This is a genomic window from uncultured Slackia sp. (assembly GCF_944321625.1).
GTDB lineage: Bacteria > Actinomycetota > Coriobacteriia > Coriobacteriales > Eggerthellaceae > Slackia.
In genome coordinates this window covers 50,709-75,294 of record NZ_CALUMA010000021.1, presented here as the reverse complement: position 1 = coordinate 75,294, position 24,586 = coordinate 50,709, and the positions used below count along the sequence as shown (strand labels likewise).

At 61.1% G+C, this 24,586-nt stretch carries 16 protein-coding genes; 6 read left to right on the top strand and 10 right to left on the bottom strand.

The genetic code is table 11. The features are described from left to right. Window positions 1–91: 91 nt before the first annotated feature. Window positions 92–1,618: a helix-turn-helix transcriptional regulator gene (locus tag Q0J60_RS01925; protein ID WP_294438512.1), complete on the bottom strand. Its 1,527-nt coding sequence runs from the start codon at window positions 1,616–1,618 to the stop codon at window positions 92–94. A 272-nt stretch (window positions 1,619–1,890) separates the two neighbouring features. Between Q0J60_RS01925 and Q0J60_RS01920 the strand changes: the two genes are divergently transcribed. Both Q0J60_RS01920 and Q0J60_RS01915 read left to right on the top strand, forming a co-directional pair. Continuing rightward, window positions 1,891–3,075 (top strand): 4Fe-4S binding protein, encoded by a 1,185-nt coding sequence (locus Q0J60_RS01920; RefSeq protein WP_294438511.1) that lies wholly within the window; start codon window positions 1,891–1,893, stop codon window positions 3,073–3,075. A 10-nt stretch (window positions 3,076–3,085) separates the two neighbouring features. Then, entirely contained in the window at window positions 3,086–4,963 is a 1,878-nt protein-coding gene (locus Q0J60_RS01915) for a UvrD-helicase domain-containing protein (RefSeq protein ID WP_294438510.1), read from the top strand. Between the two features lie 165 nt (window positions 4,964–5,128). Here Q0J60_RS01915 and Q0J60_RS01910 read toward each other — a convergent pair whose 3' ends face one another. Both Q0J60_RS01910 and Q0J60_RS01905 read right to left on the bottom strand, forming a co-directional pair. Next, window positions 5,129–5,923, bottom strand: coding sequence for a nitroreductase family protein (locus Q0J60_RS01910; RefSeq protein WP_294438509.1), 795 nt, complete (start codon window positions 5,921–5,923; stop codon window positions 5,129–5,131). 107 nt (window positions 5,924–6,030) lie between these two features. Then, window positions 6,031–7,392, bottom strand: a complete 1,362-nt coding sequence (locus Q0J60_RS01905; protein ID WP_294438508.1) for a sodium-dependent transporter — start codon at window positions 7,390–7,392, stop codon at window positions 6,031–6,033. An 833-nt stretch (window positions 7,393–8,225) separates the two neighbouring features. Here Q0J60_RS01905 and Q0J60_RS01900 point away from each other — a divergent pair. Further along, window positions 8,226–8,672, top strand: coding sequence for an Hsp20/alpha crystallin family protein (locus Q0J60_RS01900; RefSeq protein WP_294438507.1), 447 nt, complete (start codon window positions 8,226–8,228; stop codon window positions 8,670–8,672). Between the two features lie 159 nt (window positions 8,673–8,831). Here the strand turns inward: Q0J60_RS01900 and Q0J60_RS01895 are convergent, their stop codons facing one another. From Q0J60_RS01895 to Q0J60_RS01885, 3 genes are all read right to left on the bottom strand, one after another. Beyond that, window positions 8,832–9,848, bottom strand: a complete 1,017-nt coding sequence (locus Q0J60_RS01895; protein WP_294438506.1) for an exopolyphosphatase — start codon at window positions 9,846–9,848, stop codon at window positions 8,832–8,834. 241 nt (window positions 9,849–10,089) lie between these two features. Continuing rightward, window positions 10,090–10,923, bottom strand: coding sequence for a deoxyribonuclease IV (locus Q0J60_RS01890; RefSeq protein ID WP_294438505.1), 834 nt, complete (start codon window positions 10,921–10,923; stop codon window positions 10,090–10,092). Window positions 10,924–11,193: 270 nt separating this feature from the next. Next, entirely contained in the window at window positions 11,194–12,468 is a 1,275-nt protein-coding gene (locus Q0J60_RS01885) for a hypothetical protein (RefSeq protein WP_294438504.1), read from the bottom strand. A gap of 631 nt (window positions 12,469–13,099) precedes the next feature. Between Q0J60_RS01885 and Q0J60_RS01880 the strand changes: the two genes are divergently transcribed. From Q0J60_RS01880 to Q0J60_RS01870, 3 genes are all read left to right on the top strand, one after another. Further along, window positions 13,100–13,603: a hypothetical protein gene (locus Q0J60_RS01880; protein ID WP_294438503.1), complete on the top strand. Its 504-nt coding sequence runs from the start codon at window positions 13,100–13,102 to the stop codon at window positions 13,601–13,603. 42 nt (window positions 13,604–13,645) lie between these two features. Beyond that, window positions 13,646–14,977 (top strand): zinc ribbon domain-containing protein, encoded by a 1,332-nt coding sequence (locus Q0J60_RS01875; protein WP_294438502.1) that lies wholly within the window; start codon window positions 13,646–13,648, stop codon window positions 14,975–14,977. Between the two features lie 407 nt (window positions 14,978–15,384). Continuing rightward, entirely contained in the window at window positions 15,385–15,843 is a 459-nt protein-coding gene (locus Q0J60_RS01870) for a hypothetical protein (RefSeq protein WP_294438501.1), read from the top strand. A gap of 292 nt (window positions 15,844–16,135) precedes the next feature. On the opposite strand, the gene aspS is transcribed toward Q0J60_RS01870, so the two are convergent. The 4 genes from aspS to Q0J60_RS01850 all read right to left on the bottom strand — a co-directional run bounded on the left by aspS (window position 16,136) and on the right by Q0J60_RS01850 (window position 24,546). After that, complete coding sequence (gene aspS / locus Q0J60_RS01865; protein WP_294438500.1) at window positions 16,136–17,914, bottom strand: aspartate--tRNA ligase; 1,779 nt, start codon at window positions 17,912–17,914, stop codon at window positions 16,136–16,138. Between the two features lie 245 nt (window positions 17,915–18,159). Further along, window positions 18,160–19,545: a histidine--tRNA ligase gene (hisS, locus tag Q0J60_RS01860; RefSeq protein ID WP_294438499.1), complete on the bottom strand. Its 1,386-nt coding sequence runs from the start codon at window positions 19,543–19,545 to the stop codon at window positions 18,160–18,162. Between the two features lie 139 nt (window positions 19,546–19,684). Then, the gene (locus Q0J60_RS01855; protein ID WP_294438498.1) at window positions 19,685–21,868 is read right to left on the bottom strand and encodes a YhgE/Pip domain-containing protein; all 2,184 of its coding nucleotides are present in this window, start codon (window positions 21,866–21,868) and stop codon (window positions 19,685–19,687) included. Next, window positions 21,865–24,546, bottom strand: coding sequence for a YhgE/Pip domain-containing protein (locus Q0J60_RS01850; RefSeq protein ID WP_294438497.1), 2,682 nt, complete (start codon window positions 24,544–24,546; stop codon window positions 21,865–21,867). The genes Q0J60_RS01855 and Q0J60_RS01850 overlap by 4 nt, the downstream gene beginning before the upstream one ends. Window positions 24,547–24,586 lie beyond the last annotated feature (40 nt).

Genomic DNA, 24,586 nt, shown 5'->3' with positions numbered 1-24,586 from the left:
AATGTCTATGAAAGTTGTCCCAGAAGCAGAAAACCCGCATCATGCAAGTTGCACGATGCGGGCGTTTTGCCTGATAGATAAACGTTGCTTGCTATTCCTTGGGTCCGCGATTGCTCTCGATCAGCGCGATGAGCTCAGGGCGGGAATGCTGCCCGGTTTTCTCATAAATGTGGCGCAGATGCGTGGAGAACGTGCCGCGCGAGATGGAAAGCTCGTCCTGGATCTGAGTGCCCGTGAGTCCCTTGGCGTAGAGCTTCATCACCTCGGTTTCACGCGGCGTGAGCTCGCACTCCTGCGCGATAACGTCGCATGCGTCCATGAAGCGCACCCTGTGCGACACGGCGGGGCTTTCCGCTGCATCGGCCACCAAGGCCTCGGCAGGCGTGATGATGCGCGCCAAGTCGCTTTCCTTGAACACGAACAGATAAGACAGAAGAATCAGGCCCACCGATCCCGCCGCCTCGAGCGAAAGCATCTGCGCGTCGAAGGGCTCGAACGACGTGAGCAGGCGCCCCACCAGCGACCCGATCAGCACACCGAGCGACACCATGCCCCAGCCGATGCCGAACGTGACCATGGAATTGAGCGAATGCTTGTGTGCCATCTCGGCAAGGATGAGCCAGATGAGCACGTTGAACGTGCCGTACCCCATAAGCGCGAGCGTGCAGCCCACCATCGTATAGCCCTCGAGGATGGGCAGCATCATGTAGAACACGGCCATGATGAGCACCACGATCTTATACACCTTGCGCAGACCGCCGTCGGGCGTGCGGCTCAGCGCGATGTAGATGATGAGCGTGGTGAGCACGCCGGCGATCACCAGCGGGAACTGATAGAAGTCATGCACCGAAATCTGGTAGTGCGAGATGTAGACCGCGCGCACGGCGCCGTCGGCCACGCCCACGGCCATGGCGCAGGCGCCAATCTTGAGGGCGAATCGCATGAGATCGATATGCGCGTTCGCATCGCGCGGCTTGTCGCGGTCGGCCTTGAACGCCTCAAGGCGCGACGCCAGAATCCAACCCGAAATCATAGGCAGGACCGAGCAGATAAACGCGGAAGCGTAGCGATCGAGCGACACCACGAACGCGAACACGACAGCCGCGATGAGGAACGCGAACGGAACTTCGAGATTCGTTTTGTCCGAGCTTTCAATCTTGTAGAGCTGGCCGTATCCGACTTCGATAAGCGCCGAGCCGATACCTGTGAGGGCACCGCCGGCAAAGCAGAACACGGGCGCCGGAACGCCGTCAATCACGCTCGCGGCGATGCACAGCGTGCCAACCGTGGCAAGGATGGGAGCGAAATACCGGGTAGTGCGCCCAATCGCCCATCGTTCCGCCTGAGGGCGGAACAGCGCGCACGCGAACAGCACAAGGCACAGAAACACCGTGGACACGATGTAGGAGTTCTGCAGCCATTGATTGTTGTTGCCGGTGAGGAACGTCGCCGTGATATCGAGGAAGAGCAGATAGACCCAGGCGCGCATGAGCGCGAACCCGATGCAGCGGGCGTTCATGAGCCCTTCAAGACGCGAGCAGACGCGCGAAAGACCACGTTGGGAACCATCCCCAACGCCGTTTTCTATCGGATTGCTCATTGCTTTCGAGTCGATCATCGACGCTTCTCGTCCCATCTTCCTGACGCACAGCGGTCAGATGTAAGTTTATCATTATGGCGCACCGGGGCAGCATAAAGTTCCAAACCGTCACCATGGTTCATGGGTTTCATTGAGGCTCGGCGCCTCTCGGGCGGATCATCACGCGCCCTGGCCGCTTCGACGAAAATCGTGCCCGCCCCTCTTTTCGTTGACACCGCATCGCGCCCTCCTATAATGAATCCTTGGGGGTTGGGGCGATGAACGTTCCTTGGACAGTGGAAAGGCGTTTCATGGCTCCATTAGACAGCATGTTCGGCATGCTCGACAAAATCAAAAGCGCCGATATCTCGGTATACCAACAGCGCTGCGTTGCCGTGCGCAACCGCAATGCGTCGTGCATGCGGTGTGCGCAAGCGTGCACGTCAGGCGCCATCTCCTATGACGACAATCAGCTTATCATCGAGCCCGACAAGTGCATCGGCTGCGGCACGTGCGCAACCATGTGCCCCACCTGCGCGCTTGAAGCCCATAGACCCAACGATGCCGAGCTCCAGCGCGCGGTGCTTGCCGCGGCGCAGAAAAACGGCGGAGTCGCGGTTATCGCCTGCCGCCAGATCGTGGATGCCGCAGGCAATATGCTCGACGCCTCCAAGGTGGTGGCGGTCGAATGCCTGGGCCGCATCGAGGAATCCCTGATAACGGCATGCGCCGTGGCGGGCGTGTCCAAGGTGATGTTGGTGCAGGGCGCTTGCGCGGAATGCGATCACGCCGTGGGTCTGGAGACGGCGCAAGCGGTGTGCGATACCGCCAACGAGCTTCTGCGCGTATGGGATTGCCCCATGAGGGCCAAGATCGCCGACCGGTTCCCGCGCGACGTGCGCGCCCCCGAAGGCCGCGCCTATGACGAGGTGCGCCGCAACTTCTTCTTCAAGGTGAAAGACGAGAGCAAGCGCATCGCCTCTACCGTGGTCGATGAGACCCTCAAGGAAGAGCTGGGTGAGAAGGAGCCCGAAGAGCCGCGGTTCATCAAGGTCATGGACGACGGCACGCTCCCCCACTTCATTCCCGACCGTCGCGAGCGTCTGCTGGACAACCTGGCGGCGCTGGGCGAACCGAGCGACGAACTCATCGACGTGCGTCTGTGGGGCCACGTGGTAATCGATCCTGACATCTGCAACTCTTGCCGCATGTGCGCAACGTTCTGCCCCACCGGGGCTTTGCGCAAGTTCGACGAGGAAGACGGCACGTTCGGCGTGGACCACTATCCCGGCGACTGCGTGAAATGCCGCTGCTGCGAAGACATCTGCCCCACCAAGGCCCTCAAGGTGTACGATGAGGTGCTGACCGTGGACATCCTCAACGGCGGGGTCGAGCGCAACGAGATGCGCAAACCTGACATCAATTATGAGAGCCCGAAGAAGGGCATGTTCGCCATGCGCAAGCTGCTCGGCTTCGACGAAGTGTACGAACGGTAAGGCGGGCTTCATGGATACATATTCGAACATCACCGTGGTGCACGGCGGCGCTTCATCGGGCAAGACCACGTTTCTCATCTCCCACGTAAAGGAGCTCATAGACACCGGCATGGCACCGGAGAACATCCTGGTGGTAACGCCGTCTCTCACGGCCTGCCGCGCGTTTTCGCTTCGCCTCGCGCAAGAGGCGCCCGAAGTCGCCGAACGTGTTGCAGCGCGCACGGCGCAGGACGTGTGCCTGGACACGATTGCACAGGGCGGCGGAACCAGAACGCGACGCGCGATGGCGGCGGAATGGACGTTCGTCCTTGCCGACCTCCGCTCCCCAGGCGTTGGCGGCGCCACGACGAGGTGCTGCCTGGGCGAAACGTTCGCGCGCTGGCGACGGGGCGACTTTTCCCTCCCCGATGAGGGTCCCCATCGTCACGTGCGGGAGCGGCTGGAGAAATTGCTGGCCCAATATGGGCTCTTAGCTCCCCAAGAGATTGCACCGCGTGCTGCATGTGAGAGTATCACGGCAACGCATGCAGCGGTACTCGTAGACGACGCCCAGAATCTAAGCCGCGCAACGCTTGTTGCGCTCGAGGCGAGTGCGGCGCATGAATTCGTCGTGGCATGGAACGACCAGGTTTCCCTTAAGGGATTCGACGAATGCGCCGGCGACATTTCGCTGCAAGAATTCCTGGAAAAACACGGCAGCGCCAAGGTGGTCAGCCTGCCAGCATTCCTGGACGCGGCAGCGGAAAACCCCGCCACCGCGCCCGCCGACACGCATATCAAAGCGTTCGCCCACGCGGTGGCACACGCCGATTGCGCCGCTTATGACCGCCTCTGCGACGCAGGAGCAATCGCATTCGACGACGAGAGCGTCGTCCTGCTGAAATGGCGCACGCCCGACGACGAGCCCAACGGCATCGCCAAATTGATCCGCTCGATGGTCGACGAAGGCACGGCCCTTCCCGGCGAAATCTATGTGGCGGTTCCCAACCGCACATGGGGCATCGCGATGCGACGCGCCCTCACGCGACGCTGGCTGGATGCGACCATGGCGCTCGACGACGAACCCGTGCGCGGCAACCCCGCCAAACCCGCTGCAGCGGCCGCGTATCTCGCCTATGCAAAAGCGGCGTTGCTCGCCGATGCTCATGACGTCATGGCATGGCGCATCTGGTGGGGTGCCGGACAGCCCGACCTCGGCACCGGCCTATGGCGTGCATTCGAGGAATGGAGCAAATCGGAGAGCCTTTCGCTCGCCGAGGCAATCGAACGCATTGCCCAGGACATGACAGCCATCCCGGCTTCGTTGGCGCCGTTTGCTGCTCGCGTGCAGGAGGGAATGTCCTTCATCGAAAGAAACAGCGGGCTCAAGGGCTTCTCGCTTACGCAGACGGTCTTCAGCGGCCTTGCCGACGACCCGTTCGATCTGGACGACGTCCTTAACGGCACCGAGGACGCCGCCCAGCTGGTCACGATAATCCGCGAAGCCTCGTATTCACGCACGTTCGACTTTGATCCGAATCATGTGCTCGTAGGCTCGTACCGGGGCGTTGCGGGGCTGTCGCCGCGCGTCGTGGTGATGACGGGCGCCATGGACGGCTTCATCCCCTCGACGACATGCTTCGATTCGAATGGGGCAATCATTGAGGGAAGTGCGCTCGACAACCAACGCGCGATTTTCGCTGCAGCGGCATCGAAGGCACGCGGCAAGCTGGTCGTATCCACATTCCAGCGCGCCGATCAGGACCTCGCCTGCAAGCTGGGCCTGCGCGAACGCAGGTCGCGCGTCGACGCGGGCAAGCGTGTTTCCATGCTCTCACGCTCTCACTTCATCGAAGATGCAGGCAACGCCGCCCCCGGATCCCAAAGCGGCGAGCAGTACGTCCAATAAACGCGTCGCAGACAAAGGAAGGCCCGCCAAAGACGGGCCTTCCTTAACACATACTATCAATCTTGCTGCCATACTGCAGACTCGTCAGAATACTGTTCCGCTCGTTTGCGCTGACAGGCTTCTCATGCACCGAGCGACAATCCTGCCACCCGCAGCAATCAGTTCCTATCGCACTACAAATTTTCCCGGCTTGCGGGGTGCGGTGCGCCGATAGGCAACCGAGGGATAGCCCGCGAGCATGCAGCAGGCCACAGGTGCATCGCCCAGGCCAAGCCAGTCCCGCAGCGCAGGACTCGCCGACAGGATGCGCTTCATGTACCCGCTGTGCAGCACGCCGGCACCGTGCGCTGCGGCCACTATCTCCATATTCGCAGCCGCCAAGCCGGCATCCCACATATTCTCGGTCGAAATAACCACGAACGCGGGCGCATTGAACAGCAGGTTGTCTTTGCCTGCTTCATACGCCTGGATGAAGCCCTCGAATTTCCTAGCATACGCCGGAACTTCCGCTTCAATTGCCCGCACCACATTGGGCATCTCGTGCCAAAGCAACTCCCGAAATTCGGGCATCTCCCGCTGGATAATCGTGAAGCTCGTGCCCTGGAGGTTGCGCGCCGTGGGCGTATAGCGCCCCGCCTCGAGCATGGCGTGCACCACGTCATCGGAAAGCGGACGATTCTGGAACTGGCGAATGCTGCGGCGCGCCTTAATCGCATGCAGAGCCCGCGCAGAATCAAGCACGGCACCGTCGCATGACTCGACCTCGCCCATATCGAGCCCCTCGATACGCACGGCGTCCTGCGGGCAGACTGCCACACAGTGACCGCACTCCAAACAGGGAACGAGGCACTCAGCCACCCCATCTGCATTCAGATGCATCGTGCCCGGAAAACAATCCTCCACGCACGCGCCGCACCCGATGCACGCCTGCACGTCCACGACAACCGTCGAACCCGCCATGCAATCCCCCTCTATAATCAATCGACCCGCCGCTCATGCGACGGGTCGATTCTAACGCATGACCCTCGAGCATTCCATGAAGCTGAGGGCTGGATGCCTTCAGTCGCCTATCCGATACCGCCGAAGAAGATACCCAGCACGATAACCGCGGCGGTGATACCCACGAACAGGTACTTGGTCATGGGCTCGAACCAACGACCAATCTCCTTCTCGCGCCCAAGCTGAGCCTGCGCCTTGGCAAAGCCCTTGGGGCATACCCAGAAGAACATGACGGCAGCCATAAGCGCACCCACCGGCATTGCGTAGATGGAAACGGCATCCATCCAGTTACTCACCGCATCGCCGCTCTCGATGAACACGCCCACGGCAAGCGCCACCACGGCGGTGATCAGCACGGCGGCCCAGCGCGGCAGATGAGCCTGCTCCTGCAGCGCCTCGATTGGCGGCTCGAACAGGTTCACCAGGCTGGTGATGGCCGCACACACCACAGCCAGAAAGAACAGGAAACAGAACACGCCGCCCATAGGCATCTGCTGGAACACCTGCGGCAGCGCGATGAACAGCAGCGGCGGGCCGGACTGCGTGTCGATGCCGAAAGCGAACACGGCGGGCACCACCACGAGCGCCGAGAGCAGCGCCGCGATGGTGGAGAACACCACCACGTTCTTGGCGGCCGACACCACGTCCACGTCCTTCTTCAGGTAGCTGCCATACACCAGCGTGCCGCCGCCTGCAAGTGAGAGCCCGAAGAACGCCTGACCCAGCGCATACACCCAGGTCTTGGGGTCGCTCAACGCCTCCCAGCGTGGCACCAGCAGGTACTCGTAGCCCGCGAACGCTCCCGGCAACGTAGCCACGCGGATGCCAATGATCACGATAAGCACGAAGAACAGCGGCATCATGACCTTGTTCAGACGCTCAATGCCCTTGGAGATGCCGGCAAGCATGACCGCCAGCGTGAGCGCGAGCGCCGCCACATGCCACCCGATGTTACCGAAGTCGGTGGCGAGCTCGCCGAAGTAGACGCCCACATCGGGCACGTTCAGCAGCGAGCCCGTGAGAGCGGCAACGGTATACTTTAGAAACCATCCAAGCACGACCGTATAGCCGATGGCGATGCCCAGCGCCGCCACCGTGGGCACGAAGCCGAGCACCTTGCCGATAGCGGAGCCGTGCTTCACGCCGCGCATCTCCAGCGCTTTGGCGAACGCTCCCATAGGGCCGGTGCCCATCGCGCGGCCGAACGCCATCTCGCCGATGACGCCGGTAAGCCCCAGCAGCACCACGAAAATCAGATACGGAATCAGATACGCCGCGCCGCCCATCTCGGACACGCGGTACGGGAACAGCCAGATGCCGCTTAAGCCCACCGCCGAGCCGATGCATGAAATAATGAAAGCGGTCTTGCCGGTAAACGTGTCACGGGCTTTTCCGCCCTGCCCGGCACCGCCCGAAGCGTTTTCTGCCATTGCTTCTCTCTTTCTATCTCAAAGCGCCCCAAAATCGCAGCGCTTTTCATTCAGCATGCCGCCCGCAAGCTGCGGGCTGGGCGCCCACGGAGGAGTCGGATTTGCGCATCTGCCACTTCCCATGCAGCCTCGCGCACCCGCTGCCTCGCGAGGGTCGGCTACCTCATTGGCACCCCGCGTCGCTTAGGCTCGCACGCGGTTGCGACTGGCAACAAAAAGGCCCTCGGTCGAAACCGAGAGCCATGTCAGCCTTGATTCAGGTGCGTGACGAAGCTCACGATCGACCGACCGCGTGCGAGCAACGCCACCACCAACCCCTAGCGGGGTTCGCGGAGATGCGTGTGAGGTTGATGCCCATCGCGATCGCCCTTTCGTCTTGCCCTCTTTGGCACCTTGCTTCTGCCCGACGCTTTTGTTTCAACCTTGCGTCGCACTTCAGTGCCCTGCCCCGAAGCCTCGCCGGCCCCAGGTTTCACGTGCGGAACACTTTACCATAGCGAAGTGCCCTCTGGATTCAGAAATTGCAGGACGAATCACGTTTCTCTTCGATTTTGATTTAGTCGGACAGTTCGCCCTTTCTTGACAGCCTTCACACCGAAACGCCCACCATCAGCATCAATCGCGGCCAGCATGTGCCAAAAGTTACAGAACGGTACTGAATTAGCACTCTCCCTTGCAGAGTGCTAAAAAGCTCCTATACTGCAAATCGTAAGCAAAAGAGTTGCGAGGGTTTGAGACAGAAGCAAAGACGAGGTTCCCGAAGCGCACCCCCTTCCGCCAAGGGTAGCCCGTTAAGCCTCCTCGAAAGTCCCGCACGAAGACAGGAGATGACAATGATGCTGGTACCTGCACGTCGTAATGATTTCTTTAGTGACTTCCTGAGCGATCCGTTTGACCTGGGCTTCTTCGGTGGTCGTCCGCAGAAGCAGCCGATTCCCGCAATGATGAAGACCGACATCAAGGAAACCGACAAGGCTTACGAGCTTGAGATCGACCTGCCGGGCTTCAAGAAGGAAAACGTCCACGCCGAGCTCAAGGATGGCTACCTGACCGTGAACGCCTCCACCGAAAGCTCGACCGAGGACAAGTCCGAGGACGGCACCTACCTGCGCAAGGAGCGCTTCACCGGCAGCTGCAGCCGTAGCTTCTATGTGGGCGACGAGATTTCCGAGGATGACATCCGCGCGAAGTTCGAGGACGGCATCCTGAAGATCACCGTCCCCAAGAAGGAGCTGCCCGCCCCGGAGGAGACCAAGAAGCTGATTTCCATCGAAGGGTAATTAGCCCCGCAACAGGAATTCTCATTCCCCTCATTCCATATCTCCTAAAGGAAAAGGCCCTGCGGGGCCTTTTCCTTTATATGCCCGCTGCTCTTGTGCGACGGGTTTCTGTATTGTGGGTATCGTCGGATTCTGCCATCCATACGATGAGCCCTGCTTCTATCGCGTGACGGGCTTTTTGGCCGCGGGAGCCTTCTTTGCCACAGACTTTTTCGCCGCCTCAGCCGTCGCAGGCTTTTTGGCCGCCGACCGGCCCTCAACCCTTGCCGAGCCGCCACCCAGCATGCGCTCGATCAGGAAACCTTCGCGCACACCGTTCTCGCACACGTGGAGGGTCTGCGCATCGAAGCGCTCGAAAATCTCCAGCAGCACGGCAAGGCCGCACGAGATGGTGTGCAGACGCTCAGGCGAGGTGTGCAGCACGGCATCGATGAACGCGCGACGATTCTCGGTCACATCCACCGCCAGCGCCTCGGCATCGGCGCGCGAGATGTCGCTGTACGACGCCTCGGGGCGCAGCAGCGCATTCGTCTCCGCGATGGCGCGAATGCTGCCGCCCACGCCGAAGAGCTTCTTCACGCGATGCTCCACGATGCCACTGGGCTCGGCATCCAGCAGCGCAGCGGTATCGCGCTTGATAGCCTCCGCCTCCTGCGGCGTAGGCAGAATGTCAGCCACATGCTTCTTGTACGAAGAAAGCGATCCGATGGGCAGGCTCGCACGCATCACGTCATTGCCCGCCGCCACCAGCGTGACCTCGGCCGATCCGCCGCCGATATCCACCAGCACACCGTTGTCCAGCACATCCTCGTGGCACGCGCCCACAAATCCCAGATGTGCCTCATCCTCGTCGGAGAGCAGCGCGATGCTGCAGCCGGCGCCCTTCTCCACCGCGGACACCGCCTCGGCGCTGTTGGAGATGTTGCGCAATACGGCGGTAGCGAACACGTCAACGCGCGCCACGTCGAGCAACGCCGCGCGCTTGAGGCAGCGGCGCACGCTTTCGATGGCAACTTCGATGCCCTTATCCGAAAGCGCTCCGCCTTCGACGTACGATGCCAAACCTGCCGTGATCTTGCGGTTCACGATGGTCTTGAACTTTTTGCCGTCAGCCGACACGTCGTACACGCACAGGCGCACCGTGTTCGATCCAACGTCGATGACTCCATATTTCATAGATGCAATCCGTCCGGTCCCCTGGGATATATTATGCGCCCTCAGCCCAGCGGCACAACGTGCTCCAGCAGCTCGCTCGGATAATCCCAAGCAGAGCCGTCAGCAGGCTGCGCGCCCCAGGTGAAGGCATACGTCAAGCAGTATAGCGCCGCCGGAAAACCCGTTTGTAAAGCCGGTGTCAAATTAGCCGGTAAGGCCACGCAGCAGCTCGATTTCAGCGCCGACGCGCTACGTCCCCGTACTACCGCTCTGCCAGACCGCGCAGCAGCTCGATCTCGGCCGCATAACCGGGCAGCTCGTTGGGCGTTTCCAGGATGAACGGCAAGTCGCGCAGCTGCGGATGGCGCACAATGCGACCGAACGCCTCCAGCCCAATGAACCCGTTGCCGATGGTCTCGTGGCGATCTTTATGCGCGCCGCACGGATTCCTGCTGTCGTTGATATGGATGGCACGCAGGCGCTCGATGCCGATCACGCGGTCGAACTCCTCCAGCACGCCATCCAGATTGTTCACGATGTCGTAGCCCGCGTCGTGCGCGTGGCAGGTGTCCAGGCACACGCCCACATGATCGGAAAGCTCCACGCGCTCGACGATGGCGGCCAACTCCTCGAAACGCCCGCCCACCTCGGTGCCTTTGCCGGCCATAGTCTCCAGCAGCACGGTGGTCGACTGCTCCGGCGCCAACACCTCGTTGAGCAGGCCGGCAATCATCTCGATGCCCACGTCTGCGCCCTGCTTCACATGGCTACCGGGGTGAAAGTTGTAATAGTTGCCGGGCAGATACTCCATGCGCACCAGGTCATCCGCCATGGCCTCGCGCGCAAATTGGCGCGCGTGCTCCTTGTCCGAACAGGGGTTGAGCGTGTACGGCGCGTGCGCCACCAGTTTGCCGAAGCCCTCGACCTGCAAGAACGAACGCAGCTCGGCCGCATCCTCGGGGTCGATAGCCTTGGCCGATCCGCCGCGCGGGTTACGCGTGAAGAACGCGAAGGTTGTGGCGCCGATAGACTGAGCGGTTTTGCCCATAGCAAGAAAGCCCTTGGACGAGGAAAGATGGCAGCCAATAGTAAGCATAAATGTGCCTTTCGTGCGTGTGCTCCGATGCATTATCCCAATTCACATTGGTGAAGCAGTATACGCCACCGCTCCGTCGTGAGCGTCAGATGCAAAAAACGCCCCTACATCACGGTTTTGCGCGGAGGTTCCGAATAGACCATGGGGGCAAGCTCGCGTTTTGCCAGTTCGCAGGTATGCGATGCGAACGTCTGCTCTGCGGGCGCCCGCAAAACCGTAACGTAGAGGCATTTTTTCGCGGAGCCCGCCTGTGACCCACTAGTAACGCCCCTATGTGCGACGCTTTCTTTGCTTCCGAGCGACAACTTTCCTGCGGGATTCGACCTCTTCAGCGGTATACACGCCCTCATCGATGCAACGCTGCACGAGCAGACCGCCATCGTGCGCTAACTCGTCCTCTACCTTATGACGCAGCTCAACCCATTGGCGCAGCGACCGAAGAACCTTCTCCCGTGCAACGCCACCTGCATCTTTCGGATAGCATGCACGCGCGACGTCCTCCACCGACTCACCTTCCAGGAACCGCCTGCGCAGGCGCTCGTTGGCCGACCGCTGCCGTTCGTTTTTCGCCTTGGTCTTGCACGCCTCGCTGCAGAACCTCTTCGGAATGCCGCGATGCCCCGAAAGGGAAAACGGCCGACCGCATTGCTGGCAATACCCCACGCGAACCTGACCGAGCTTGCGGGCGAAGTCGTACCACAGAAACGCAAGTGCCGAATTGAACGCCAAAAAGCCCGTCGTCTCGTCCGATCGAAACAGGTCGACCGTCGCCCCCTGAACATGCAGCGACACGATGCCTTGAACGAGGCGCGCCAGTTTCGGCCTATCGCCTTCGTCAATCTCCTCTTCGCGCACAAAAAGCTCGCCGCCGTTCGCAAGCAGGCCGAGCACATCGCCCGCATCCAGGAACGCCCCTGAAAGCGCACTCCCGTCGCGCAAGCTGCCCAAAACCGAGCGGGCCGCTTCCTCGCCATCGCAGTAACAGAGAAGCATGGCGGCAAAATCCTCAGGTGCTATCTCCCGGGTGAAAGACAGCAGCACAACCGACAGAAACGCTCTTCCGCCCTCGTGGTCAATATTGACGAAAAGATAGTCGAAGCAGCCTGAGCCGGAGAATTTCTTGAACCACGGAAGCCTGGGCAGCATGGCCACGTATCCGCCCGCCCGCTCCGCATCAACGGCGAACGAGACGGCATACATGAGAAACTCCTCACCCGTCAAAGCACTCTGTACGCTCGTTTTTCCCACCAGGCATGCGCCGGACTCATCGGGTCCGATTCCGGCCTTCAAGACGAGGGGCGGCTTTGAGCCGTTCGCCACTTCCTGCATCATGATTGCCGCCCTTGCGATATTCGCGGCGCTCTGCCAGTCGAGCACCGATTCACGGGCGGACGCGCCAAACAACGGCCCCGTGGTTTTGGCAACCGAAAGCAGGGTGTCGCGACCCACAAACGCAACATCCTCGAGAACCGCCCTCATACGCGCAAGAATCGGGTTGCCCGCGATATCCTGCGGATTGGCAAACGAGAATTCGAGGACGGGCAAGCCGCCTTCGCCTGGCGAGCCGCCTTTGCCCTCCCGCCCCTCAGAGTTTGGCACAAGCGCAACGTTGCGCACAGGAAGACGGCCTTGAGGCGTTTTGATTTGATCGAGAATATCCATCTTGCGTCCCGCTCCAATCCTTCTTTGAGCAGCCCAACAGGCATCCTGCTCATTCGAAATCAGTGCCTCACCTGCTCATTCCGGCACGGCATTGCCTTGCCCGGATTCCATTCGCCCGAGGGTGCCCCCCCCTTGGCCCGCGACGTCCTCCATCTTTTGGCGATTGTAACAATATAAATTTACCCGGTCAAAATACCTTTTATTGAGATGTGCCAATGACTATTATCGCAGTGTGAAACAGCAGCAAGGAGGTTGCCATGCAGTGCCCGACATGCGGACAGACATTGCCCGAAGAAGCCCAGTTCTGCTAGAATTGCGGGACAAACCTACACCAAGTCGCAGACGACGGAGCCCCCTATGAGCCCGGCCAGAAAATCGCCGAAGCCCTGGCGGCTCACGTTGCCTCTATCGGCGCATCGCAGCAGCTCGCTGCCCCGGCCGCCCCTTCCGCCCCAATAAGCTCCTCCGCCAACGCTCCGCGCCATACCCTCTTCCCCAAAACGCTCCCGCCGGCATGCCGGTTTCGCCATATGGTCAGCCAACATCGCAGCATGCCCAGCTCGCTAGCGCCATCGTTGCCGCGCAGCAGGCAAGCGACATCGCCAACTTCGCAGAGGCCAAATATCAGCGCCTGTTGCACACACGACGCACGTGCTTCATCTGGGCAATCGTCATCGCCGTGCTCGGATTCCAGGCTTTGCTGGGCATGTTCATCAGCGCGCACCAGTCAAACCCCGACACTTTCACGGATATGGGACAGATTATTGGGGTCTGCATCTTTCTGACCTGCTGCTTCTTCTTTGTCCCTTTCGGGTTTGCGCCGCTTAAGCACTTCATAGACAACCACGGCTTTTTTATCGTGTTCAACCTAGTGTTCCTTTGCATAGCGGCAATGATCGCCCTCATGTTCTCAATTATCGTAGGGCCGATCTACCTCATTTATCTGATGGCCAAAATTCCCCAGGCACGCGAAGACGCCCTTCTTGCACGCCAGCACGCCCAAAGCCTTGGCGTATAGTGAAGGGTAAAAGCCAGAGACACGAGAAACTTCTCAATCGTAGTGCCTGGACTCTCCAACGTGCGCCAGGCACACAACCGCCCGCTGACGCGTCACAGCATCGCCGTGGCGCACATCGTGAGCTTCAACCCGAAAGAGAGAATTGCTATGTATTGCATGTATTGCGGAACCAAATTGGCGGACGATGCCAACTTCTGCACGAAATGCGGCAAGCCCGTTGTGCGGGAAGCAAAGGAGCCGCTTCCCGAAGCGCCCGACGAGACTGCCGCTTTGGACAATCGCGAGGCGCTCTCATCCGACAACCCGTCAACGGCATCCTCCACAATGGCCCAATCGAATCAGGCGGGCAAAACAGTCCCCTTGGTGCAGCCTGAGCAGACAAGCCAGCTAGACCAAACGAATTGGCAGAACCAAGCAGACCCTCAAGGTGACCAAAGCAATCAAGCCCATCAGCATCCCTTTGGAACATCCCTCAAAAACGCGATGGAGCAAACCAAGCAACGCAGCCGGCGCCGCATGCCGCTTGTAGTCATCGTGGCCCTGGCGCTTGCGCTAGCAGCGGGAACGGCGTTTGCTGCGCATTACGTGTACACGACCTTCGTTGCGCCGCACAATCAGCCGGCGCAGGAGCAACCGACGCAAGACGCTCAGCCCGAAAACGGCGCATTCGAGCAGGAGCAGCCGTCCAGCCAGGAGCAGGAGGCACCTTCCGAGGAGGACACGTTGGCCGCTGCCCAAGCGGAAGCCGCGCAGACATATGAGAACGTCTTGGATTCCTACCGCACGTACATCAAAGACGTCCAGTCCGCCCCAGACGATGAAGCCATGCTCATGCTGAGCGGCGATATAGACAACATGGAATACCCCAATGTATATGTAGGCGACTTTCTCATTGGGATCGACCCCAGCTCGATCGCGCTCGAATACGCCTACCAGGATATCGACGGCGATTCCATCGACGAGCTTTTCATTCGCCAATCAATCGACGACCCTTCGTATGACACGCCTATCATCTGCGCCTTCGATTTTAACGACGAGGGCTACATGAAGCGATTTGGAGAGTCCATCGTGCGAGGTGGCTACTACATCACCGAAGACGGCCAGCTTATCAACCGCGGGTCGGGCGGGTTTGACACCAACGCTTCAACGCTTTGCTCCTGGAACGGCGACAAGCTGATTAAGGAGGCGAGCGTGGGCTACACCTATGTTTCCGATGCGGACCGTGGCAATCCGGACAGCCCCTACGAGTTGACCACTCTTAAGGACGGCCACGAGCTCGAAGAAACCGTCACCTACAGCGAAGCCACCGAGGCCCTGCAAACGTTCAACGAGGAGCACCCCATCGCGGATGACATCTCCTGGAAGAAGCTTTAGGCTTCGCCCGACACGCCCGACATTCTGATAGAGGAATCCCGTCTTTTTGACATGAAAATCCCCCGCTCCAGCGATTTTTAGCGTCAAAAAGACGGGATTTGTTGGATGGATCTGCAAGGCAATGCGGCGAAAGCCACCGAGCAGCGCGTTTCAAGCATCCGCCGTTAAGCAACCTGACGATTTGTTGACGGCGGCGTGACGGGCTGCCAACGATTGACGGATGCGGGCCTATTGCGCCGCGCCGTATGGGATAGTAGTCGCGCAGGAAAAGGCAGGCAGGCAAATCTGCACCTCGCAATGCATGCGTCGCAGAGCGCCGCCGCCTGCCTCATCCCAAACCGTCGCAGCAAAGCGCCATGGCAGCGCGTTTCCACGAAACGCCGCCCGCGCAAGCGGAAAGGCACATCATGAGCAGCACCAACGCAGAAGCATACGTCATCAACGACGACGGCACCAAAACCGCCATTCCCGTTAACTTTGTCAATGACGGAGGCGCGTCCTCCACCGGCGGAAATGTTGCGGCGGAGTGCGTTGAATCTTTCAAGCGCGGATTCGCTCGCGGCAACGCCGGAAGCGTTCGCACCGATGCGGGCGAAGCCTCCCGGGCCGCTCAGTCATATACACGTTGGTACGCCAAGCGTGCCGAATGCAGATGCGCCGGCACCGGGACGAATGCCCATGGCTATGCGCCGCAGAGCCCCTTCACCACCGTTGATGCCACTACGGCAGCGCCCAAGCGCTCGCTTCATCTGGGGCGACGCATCGCGGGGCTCGGTATCGCGGCCATCGGCGTGCCGCTGCTCATCCTCCCCGGCCCCGGCTTAGCGCTCATCGGCCTCGGCCTCCTCATGGTGGTCATGCCGTAGGACAACAGGTCCTGTTGCGCGCATCCCCGCCTCACCTAAGGCTTTACAAAACCTTTGCTGACGGCTGATATAGTGTGGTCGGAAACGCTCAAAAGCCAAGACCACTAAGGAGTATCCATGGATTTAGCCGTATGGATAGCTTTGGCAACCGTCATGTTCTGCGTCATCTTCGCCGCCAGAGGCAAAGGAGACTGAAGCCGCAGCAAAAGCCCGCAACGCAAAAGCGCCCGGAGCCGTCTGGACTCCGGGCGCTTTGCCTATGAAGCAGATTTTGTTGCACCGCGTTCGCGCTTTACAGCGTGCGCAGCGAGACTTCTTTGAGCTGGCGCGTGGTCACCTCGGAAGGGGCGCCGGTCATCGGGTCGGACGCGCTGCTGGTCTTGGGGAATGCGATAACGTCGCGGATGGACTGCTTGCCCGCGAGCAGCATGACCAGGCGGTCCAGACCCAGCGCGATGCCGCCATGCGGGGGCGCGCCCAGCTCAAGCGCGTGGATCAGATGGCCGAACTTCTCGTCGATCTCCTCGTCAGTCAGGCCGCATACGCGCAGGATGCGACGCTGCAGCTCGGCGTTGTGGATACGAATCGTGCCGCCGCCGGCCTCGAAGCCGTCCATGACCAGGTCGTACGAGTAGCTGCCGCACTCCAACGGCGCCTCTTCGATCAGATGCTGCTGGTCGGGCGGCACCATGGTGAAGGGATGGTGCTCGGCGGCGTACTTCTTCTCCTGCTCGTCGTAGCGGAACATGGGGAAGTTCACCACCCACAGAAGCGCGTGGCCCTCGCGCGGGATATTGAGCGCCTCGGCCATGTGCATACGCAGCGCGGAGAGCACCGCGTTCGCAACGTCAGCCTGGTCGGCCGCGAACAGCACCAGGTCGCCCGGCTCCACGTTCAGGGCTTCCTTCATCTTGGCATAGGTCTCATCGTCGAAGAACTTGATGATGGGGCTCTTCTCCTTGCCGTCAGAGGTGTAGGCGATCCATGCCATGCCCTTCGCGCCGTTGTCGGAAGCGATGTGGCCCAGCTTGTCGATCTCGCCGCGGCTCCAGTCGCCTGCGCCCTTGGCGTTGATGGCCTTGACCACGCCGCCGGCCTCGACAGCCTTGGAGAACACGCCGAAGCCGCAGCCGCGCACGATCTCGGTCAGGTTGACGAGCTTCATGTCGAAGCGGATGTCGGGACGGTCGCAACCGTAGTACTCCATGGCGTCGGCATACTGCATGCGCTGCAGCGGGAAGGGATGCTCAACCCCGGCAGCCTCCAGCACCTCCGCCATGACGCCTTCCATCATGTCGATGACGTCTTCACCGTCGACGAAGCTCATCTCGATGTCCACCTGCGTGAACTCGGGCTGACGGTCGGCGCGCAGGTCCTCGTCGCGGAAGCAGCGGGCAATCTGGTAGTAGCGCTCGATGCCGCCGCACATGCGCATCTGTTTGAACTGCTGCGGGCTCTGCGGCAGCGCGTAGAACTTGCCCGGGTTGGGGCGGCTGGGCACGATGTAGTCGCGCGCACCCTCGGGCGTGGAGTTGGCAAGAATGGGCGTTTCCACCTCGATGAAACCGCGCTTGTTGAGCGCGGCGCGCATAGCCTGAGCCACGGTGTGACGCAGCTTGATGGTCTGGAACATCTCAGGACGACGCAGATCCATGTAGCGCCACTTCATGCGCGTAATCTCGTCGGTCTCAATGCCGTCCTCGATGGAGAACGGAGGGGTGACGGAGGTGTTCAGCACCACGAAGGAGCTGGCCAGAACTTCGATCTCGCCGGTCTCCATGTTGGGATTGACGGCATCCTCGCCGCGCAGACGCACGGTGCCCTCGACCTTGACCACGTACTCGCGGTGCGAGTGCTCGGCGGCGGTGAATTCGTCAGCCGTCACGCAATCGGGGTCTACCACCACCTGCGTGTAGCCCTCGCGGTCGCGCAGGTCGATGAAGATCAGGCCACCGTGGTCGCGATGGTGCCACACCCAACCGGTGAGCGTCACTTTCGTGCCGGCATCAGCCGCACGCAGCTGGCCGCACGTGTGGTCGTGCATGCAATACTCGTTCAAATAATCCGTCATGATATCCAATGCTCCTTATCTTTAAACGAAGCCGCTGATCAGGCGGTTCGTCATATCAACGAGAATTACGCGGACGCAGGTGGCCGCTATAAGCAAGCAGGCGGCTCATTCATGCATCCACGCCCAAACGCGGCAGCGCAATGCGGCCGCAGCGCCTTCGATGCGCGGAAGGCGCAGGAGGCGGCGCCGACAGCGAAACGTGCGTCCGAACCCGCAAGGCCCTTCAGCGACGTTCGCGCCGACGCCTACAGATTCTCGGATGAGAACAGCTCGTCGAGGGATACGGGCGTACTCGCCGCACCCATGGGCTGTCCGCCGAAGTGCGCCAAAAGCTTGCGCGCCGCAGCGATATCCACCAGGCGCTCCTCGTGCGAAGCCATGTTGCGCACGCGCGCCTTGCCTTGGGCCAACTCGTCAGGACCCAGCACGAATACGTGGCGCGCGCCCAGCTTGTCAGCCATCTTGAACTGGCTCTTCAGGCTCTTGCCCTGGTGGTCCATCTCCACGGTGAGGCCTGCATCGCGCGCCGCGCACAGCAGGTCGAACGCGGTAGGACGTACGGAGTCATCCACGCAGGCGATATAGCCGTCCACACGCTTGGGCGTGTCGGAAAGCGCACCTGCCGCTTCAAGCGCCAGAACCATGCGTTCGAAGCCCAGCGCAAAACCCAGGCCCGGCGTAGGACGGCCGCCCACAGCCTCGGCCAGCTTGTCGTAACGGCCGCCGCCGCCGATGGCGCTCTGCGAACCCATACCCTCGGTCACCTGGACCTCGAACACGGTGCGCGTGTAGTAGTCAAGGCCGCGCACCAACGTGGGGTCTTCGATGTATTTAATGCCAGCGGCATCCAGCAGGCTCTTCACGGCCTCATAGTGCTCGCGGCAATCGTCGCACAGATGGTCGGTAATCTTGGGGGCGCCCGCCATCACATGCGCGCACGTCTCGTTCTTGCAGTCGAACGCACGCAGCGGATTGGTATCGGCGCGGCGACGGCACTCCTCGCACATCTCACCCTCGTGGTTCAGAATGTACTGGCGCACGCTCTCGCGATAGGCGGGGCGGCAGTGTTCATCGCCCATGGAGTTAATCAGCAGCTGCATGGATTTCGCCGGCACGCCCATGCGCTCGAAGAAACGCATCAGCATGATGATCATCTCGGCATCGGCCGTGGGCTCGGTGGAGCCCAGGCACTCGGCGCCGATCTGATGGAACTGACGCAAGCGACCCTTCTGCGGGCGCTCGGCGCGGAACATCGGTCCGGCATAGAACAGCTTGGCGGGGGCAGCACCCTGCTCCACCAGGTTATGCTGTACCACAGCGCGCACCACGCCCGCCGTGCCCTCGGGGCGGAGCGACAGCTTCTGCTTGGACTTCAGGCCCGAATCGTCGCCGGCGGCAAGCGCGCGCTTGTAGTTCTCGCCGCTGCGCACCACGAACATCTCCTTGCCCACCACGTCGGTGGCCTCGCCGATGCCGCGGGTGAATACCTCGGTCAGCTCGAAAAGAGGCGTGTCGATGGGCTCGTATCCATACGTAGAAAAGAGTTTGGCAGCCGTGTCGGTGGTCTGTCGCCACAGTCGTGCGGCGGCAGGCAGCATATCGGCGGTACCCTCGGGTGCGTTGTAAGGCATGTGCGTCCTTCGTTTCTAGCGCGCGAATCACGCGTGACATGGCGTTATACGTAACGCGGTATTTTAACACCATGAATGCAAATTCCCGCAAAACAACAGAGAAGGTGCAGGATACGCCGCCGAGACGCCGCCCGCTTCCCTACATCACCTTGGTGCTTTCCACCTTCTCCACGAATTTGCCCACCAGCTTGATAAGCGGGTTGCGCAGCACCAGCCCCAGCACGATGAACGGCAGGGTGAACAGTGCGAGCGTGCCCAGCTGCACCCAGAAATCGCCCTGGTATACGCCGAACTGCGCGGCACGCATGGCGTTCACCGCGTGCGTGATGGGCAGATACGGGCTCACGTCCTGCACGAACTGCGGCAGCAGCTGCAGCGGATAACTTCCGCCGCCGCCCGACACCTGGATGATCAGCAAAAACACCGAAAGCGCCTTGCCGAAGTTGGCGAACGACGCCACCAGCGTATAGATGATGAACGCGAACACCAGCCCCGCCACCCAGAAGATGAGCAGGTACAAAAGCGGCTCGTTAGCCTGCACGCGCAGGAAGAACAGGTTGCCCAGACACACGCACGTGCTCTGCATGAGCGAGATGACGGCCACCACGCCGAAGCGGCCGATGAACAGCTGGCGCGGCGTGGGATTGTCGAGCCCCTCCAGCGTGCGTTGCGACGGGTTCACCTTGAGCGCCACCATGATGAGCAGCGCGCCGATCCACAGCGCAAGCGTGGTATAGAGCGGCGCCATGGCTGAACCGAAGTTCTCCACCGGGTAGACCGCATGCCGATCGAGCTGCACCGGAGCCGAAAGCGCCGTCGCGAGCGCCGAAGGGTCGCTGCCTATCACCTTGCGCAGCGCCTCAGTGTCGTTGGACGCCAAGGCCTTCGAGATATCCTGCGAGAGCTCGGTGAGCTTGGCGCCCGATTCTTCCATTTGGTCGGCGGCGTCATCGAGCCCCTGCTGCGCAGCATCCACCTTGCCCGCCACGGAATCGGTCGCGCCCGTCAGGTCGGACGCCGCAGCATCAAGCTGCGACCCTATTGCCGCCAGCGACGTGCTCGCATCCCCCACGTCGCTGGCCAGCTGCTGCAGCGTAGGCTTGAGGTTGGAATCATAATCGGCCTTCGCGCCCGCCAGGCTTTCCTGCGCCTGCGCCGCCAGCTGCTTGACCTCATCGCGCTTTGCCTGCGTGTCCGAGCTGCCCGCCTCGATGGAATCGGCGGCCGAATTCAGCGAATCGCGCAGCTGTCCCTGAAGCTCGATGGACGAATTCAGGCGCGTAATCACGGCATCGACCGCCGCCTGGTCCTCTTCGGGCAGGTTGGCCTTGATGGTCTCCAACTGCGCCGCTAGATCTTGATAATTCGCGATCTGGCTGTCGATTGCAGATGCCTGGGAGCGCAGCTGATCGGCGGAATCCGACGCAAGCGCGCCCGCAGAATCGAACGCCGCATCAACGGAATCGGCCACAGCCCCATACCCCGCCGAGCTTTGCTCGATTGCCGACGAAAGAGCGCCGGCGGCATCGTCCAGCGCACCCGTCACCGTTCCTGCAGCATCTTTGGCCTCTCCGGCTTCCGATGCCACATCGCCCGCCGAAACGCGCGCCTGAGCGATCAGGTCGCCGGAATCTTCCACCAGTGCACCCGCCGTGCCCATTACCTGGGAATACGTGCGCAAAACCTGCGACGCCTGCGTCATCTGCTCGCCTACCGACCCCACGCGATCACCCAGCTTCGCGATGGCGCCGCTTGCGCCGGCAGAATCCAAATAGTCCATCAGCGATGACGAGATTCCCAACGCTGCCTCGGAAAGCGTTTCGGCGAACACACGATTCACCTGGGTAGATATCTGGTCGGCCCCCTGGTCGGTCACCTTGGGCGCGATGGCGTTCTTCTTCTCGTTGGTGTAGTACACGATGCTCGCATGCTGCGCGTCGCCGGTGTAGAACGTCATCATGTCGCGGCTGAAGCTCTTGGGGATGACCACCGCCGCGTAGTATTTACCCGATTTGGCGCCGTCAATCGCGTCCTCTTCGTCAGTGAACTCCCATTTCATCTGGTCGTTCGCACGCAGAGCCGACACCACCTGGTCGCCGATGTTCACGCGGATGGGCACCAGATCGCTCTGATAACCTTCGTCGGAATTGGCCACGGCTACTGTCAGGTTGCCCGTGTTGTTGAACACATTCCAGCACGCGATGATGTTGTACCACGAGAATATGGACGGCAGCGCCACCAGGCCCAACACGATGATGACCGTGACCACGTTGCTGCCCATGCGTTTGAGATCGCCTACGAAGAGGCGCCAGATATTTTTCATCGCACGCCTCCTTTCGGCGGATTCTTCTGCCCGGCGGCATGCTTGCCGCGGGGAATTACCGGGTTCACCGTAGGACGCGCCATCGGCGAACCCGGTGCGTGCGCAGCGTGATGGGCAACCTTGGCCTCGCTGTCGTGCCAGCGCTCCACCTTGCTGCGATCGACGTACAGCGACAGCACCTCATCGTCGGTCATCGAATCAAGCGCCGCCTGCCTGACCAGGCTATCGCGCACGTATTCGACCACGATCAAGAAGCCCACCAGCAGCACGAACCACGCCAGCAGCACCGTGAGCATGACCACCTTCTCGGCCTGCGTGACCGCGAGCACCGTCATGGCGGCAACGGGAACCGCCACGCCCAGCACGAGCGCACCCGCCTTGAGGCGCGGATACATCTTCATGAAGCGGGTCGCACGCGCTTTGATGGCGTCGCGATATTCATCGCGGTCGGACAGCACGCGGATAAGCTGTGCAAGGCGATAGCGCCGCTCAGGCAGCTGCACGGCTTCGCTGTTAATCAGGTCGCTTTCCTCGAGCTGTCGCGCGAACAGGCGGTTGAGATTGGCTACATACGGGCGCGCGGCAAGGCCGATAGCCATGAACGCGACGAAGAACGCCGCCAGCACGCCCATGTCGTGCAGCCATGCCCCGTCGTAGAACCCGCCGATGACCTCACGCATGGCGTTGATGCCGTACGTGAACGGGAACGCCGGGTACACCGCCTGGAAGAATCCCGTGGTCATCTCGATGGGGTACAGACCCGTAGCCGCAGGGATCTGAATGAACACCAGGATGATGCAAAGGCCCATGCCCACATGCTGCAATGTGCCGGAAAGCGCATATTGGATGCTCAGATAGGCAAGCGACGCGCCGATGGCGGTCAGATAGAACGCCGGAACGCTCGCGGTTTGCACGCCAATCGCGAGGCAACCCGTCACGCACACGATGGCTTGAAGCGCCACCATGAACGCAAGCAACAGCCAACGCCCCAGATAGCGTTGCCACGCTTTGATGCCCGGCACGCCTTCGCCGTCCACCTCGATGCGCATGATCACCATCAGCATGAACGCACCAATCCACAGCGTCAGGTTGATGAACAGCGGCGCCATGGCCGAGCCGTACGCATTCAGCGGATAGAGTTTTTCCGTCTGCACAGTGGTGGGTGACATCATGAAGTCGGCCACCTTCTGCGGATCGAGGTCGCCGTCGAAAAGCTCCTGGATGGCGTTCGACGATCCGAGCGCTTTGATGTCGGTTGCGGCGGTATCAAAATCGGATTGGATGCCCGCCAGCAGATCGTCCGTCTGGGTAAGCGCGTCGGCGGATAGCTGAAGGGTTGATTTGAGCTCGTCGAGCGCCGAGGACGTCTGGTCGATGAGCACGACCTGACCCGACACCGTGGACGAAAGCCCGTTGGCGGCGGTGCCTATCTGGCCCAAGCCAGCGCTCAGCGACGGCACCGTATCGTTGGTCAGGGATGCTCGGAATCCATCCACGCTCTCAATGGTGCCCTGTACGGCGGAATCGACCGACCCCGACGCGCCCGAAACAGACGTTGCCGTGCCGGCAATGTCGGAAGACAGCGCAGAAAGCCCGTCGAGGGTCTGCTGGGCCTGGTCGTTCGCCCCCTGCAGAGAAGCTACCGCCTGAGCAAGCGCATCCTTTCCCTCCCCTTCGGGCAAGCCCGCTACTATGGCATCAAGCGCCTCCGCCATCTGGGCGTTTTCCTGGACCACCGCATTCGCCCGCGAAATCGCGGCATCCACATCGCCTTGCGCCGCCACGATGCCCGACGCCGTTTGGCCGATGGCGGCATTCGTTTGCGCCGATGATTGGGACAACAGAAGCGAGCCTTGGTCAAGCACGCTGCCCATTGAAGTTGAAAAGCTGACGATTCCCGACGTAGCCTCGCCCGTTAGCGCCGATACGTCGCCCAACGCAGAAGAAAGCAGTACGGCCTGCGCTTTTGCGTCGGCGAGCGTCTGCTTGGCGTCATCCGCCTTGCCTTGCGCCTCTTCGGCGGATGCCGCCAGCTCATCAAGGGCATCACGCGCGTCGGAGACATCGCCGCTCGCCGCATCAAGGCGGTCGATGGCGCCACCCTGCGCGGTTTCCAGGTCGGTTTTGGAATCGCCCAGCCATTCGTCGATGCCCTTTGCCACCGCCTCGCTCGCGGTGGATACAAAAGTATCGTTCACCGTGGTGTCAAGCGTGGTTGCGCCCGTATCGGTGATCTTGGGCGCCACGGGGCCGGTTTTCTCATTGACGTAGTATTCGAGCTTCGGCGCAGTGAAATCGCCCGTCAGAATCGTAGCCATGTCGGAGCTGAAATTCTGCGGTATCACGAATGCCGCGTACGCATCGCCCGATTCCACCGCTTGCATAGCTTGGTCGCGATCGACGAAATCCCATCCGAGTTGATCGTTGTCTTTGAGCTGATCGACAATCTGGGAGCCCAAATCAAGGTCGCCCAGCACCTCGTCATGCGTACCCACGTCCTCGTTCACCACGCAGATGCGCAAATTGCCCGTATTCTCGTAGGGGTTCCAGAACCCTATCACATTGAACCACGCATAGAGCGACGGCAGCACGATGAGGAACAGCGCCACGAGCCACGCCGCCGGCACCTTTGCCACGCGCTTCACATCGCGCGCGAATACGCGAAACACGTTGCCCATGAGCGCCTCCTTTCTTGTCGCATTGTCGCACTAAAAACCA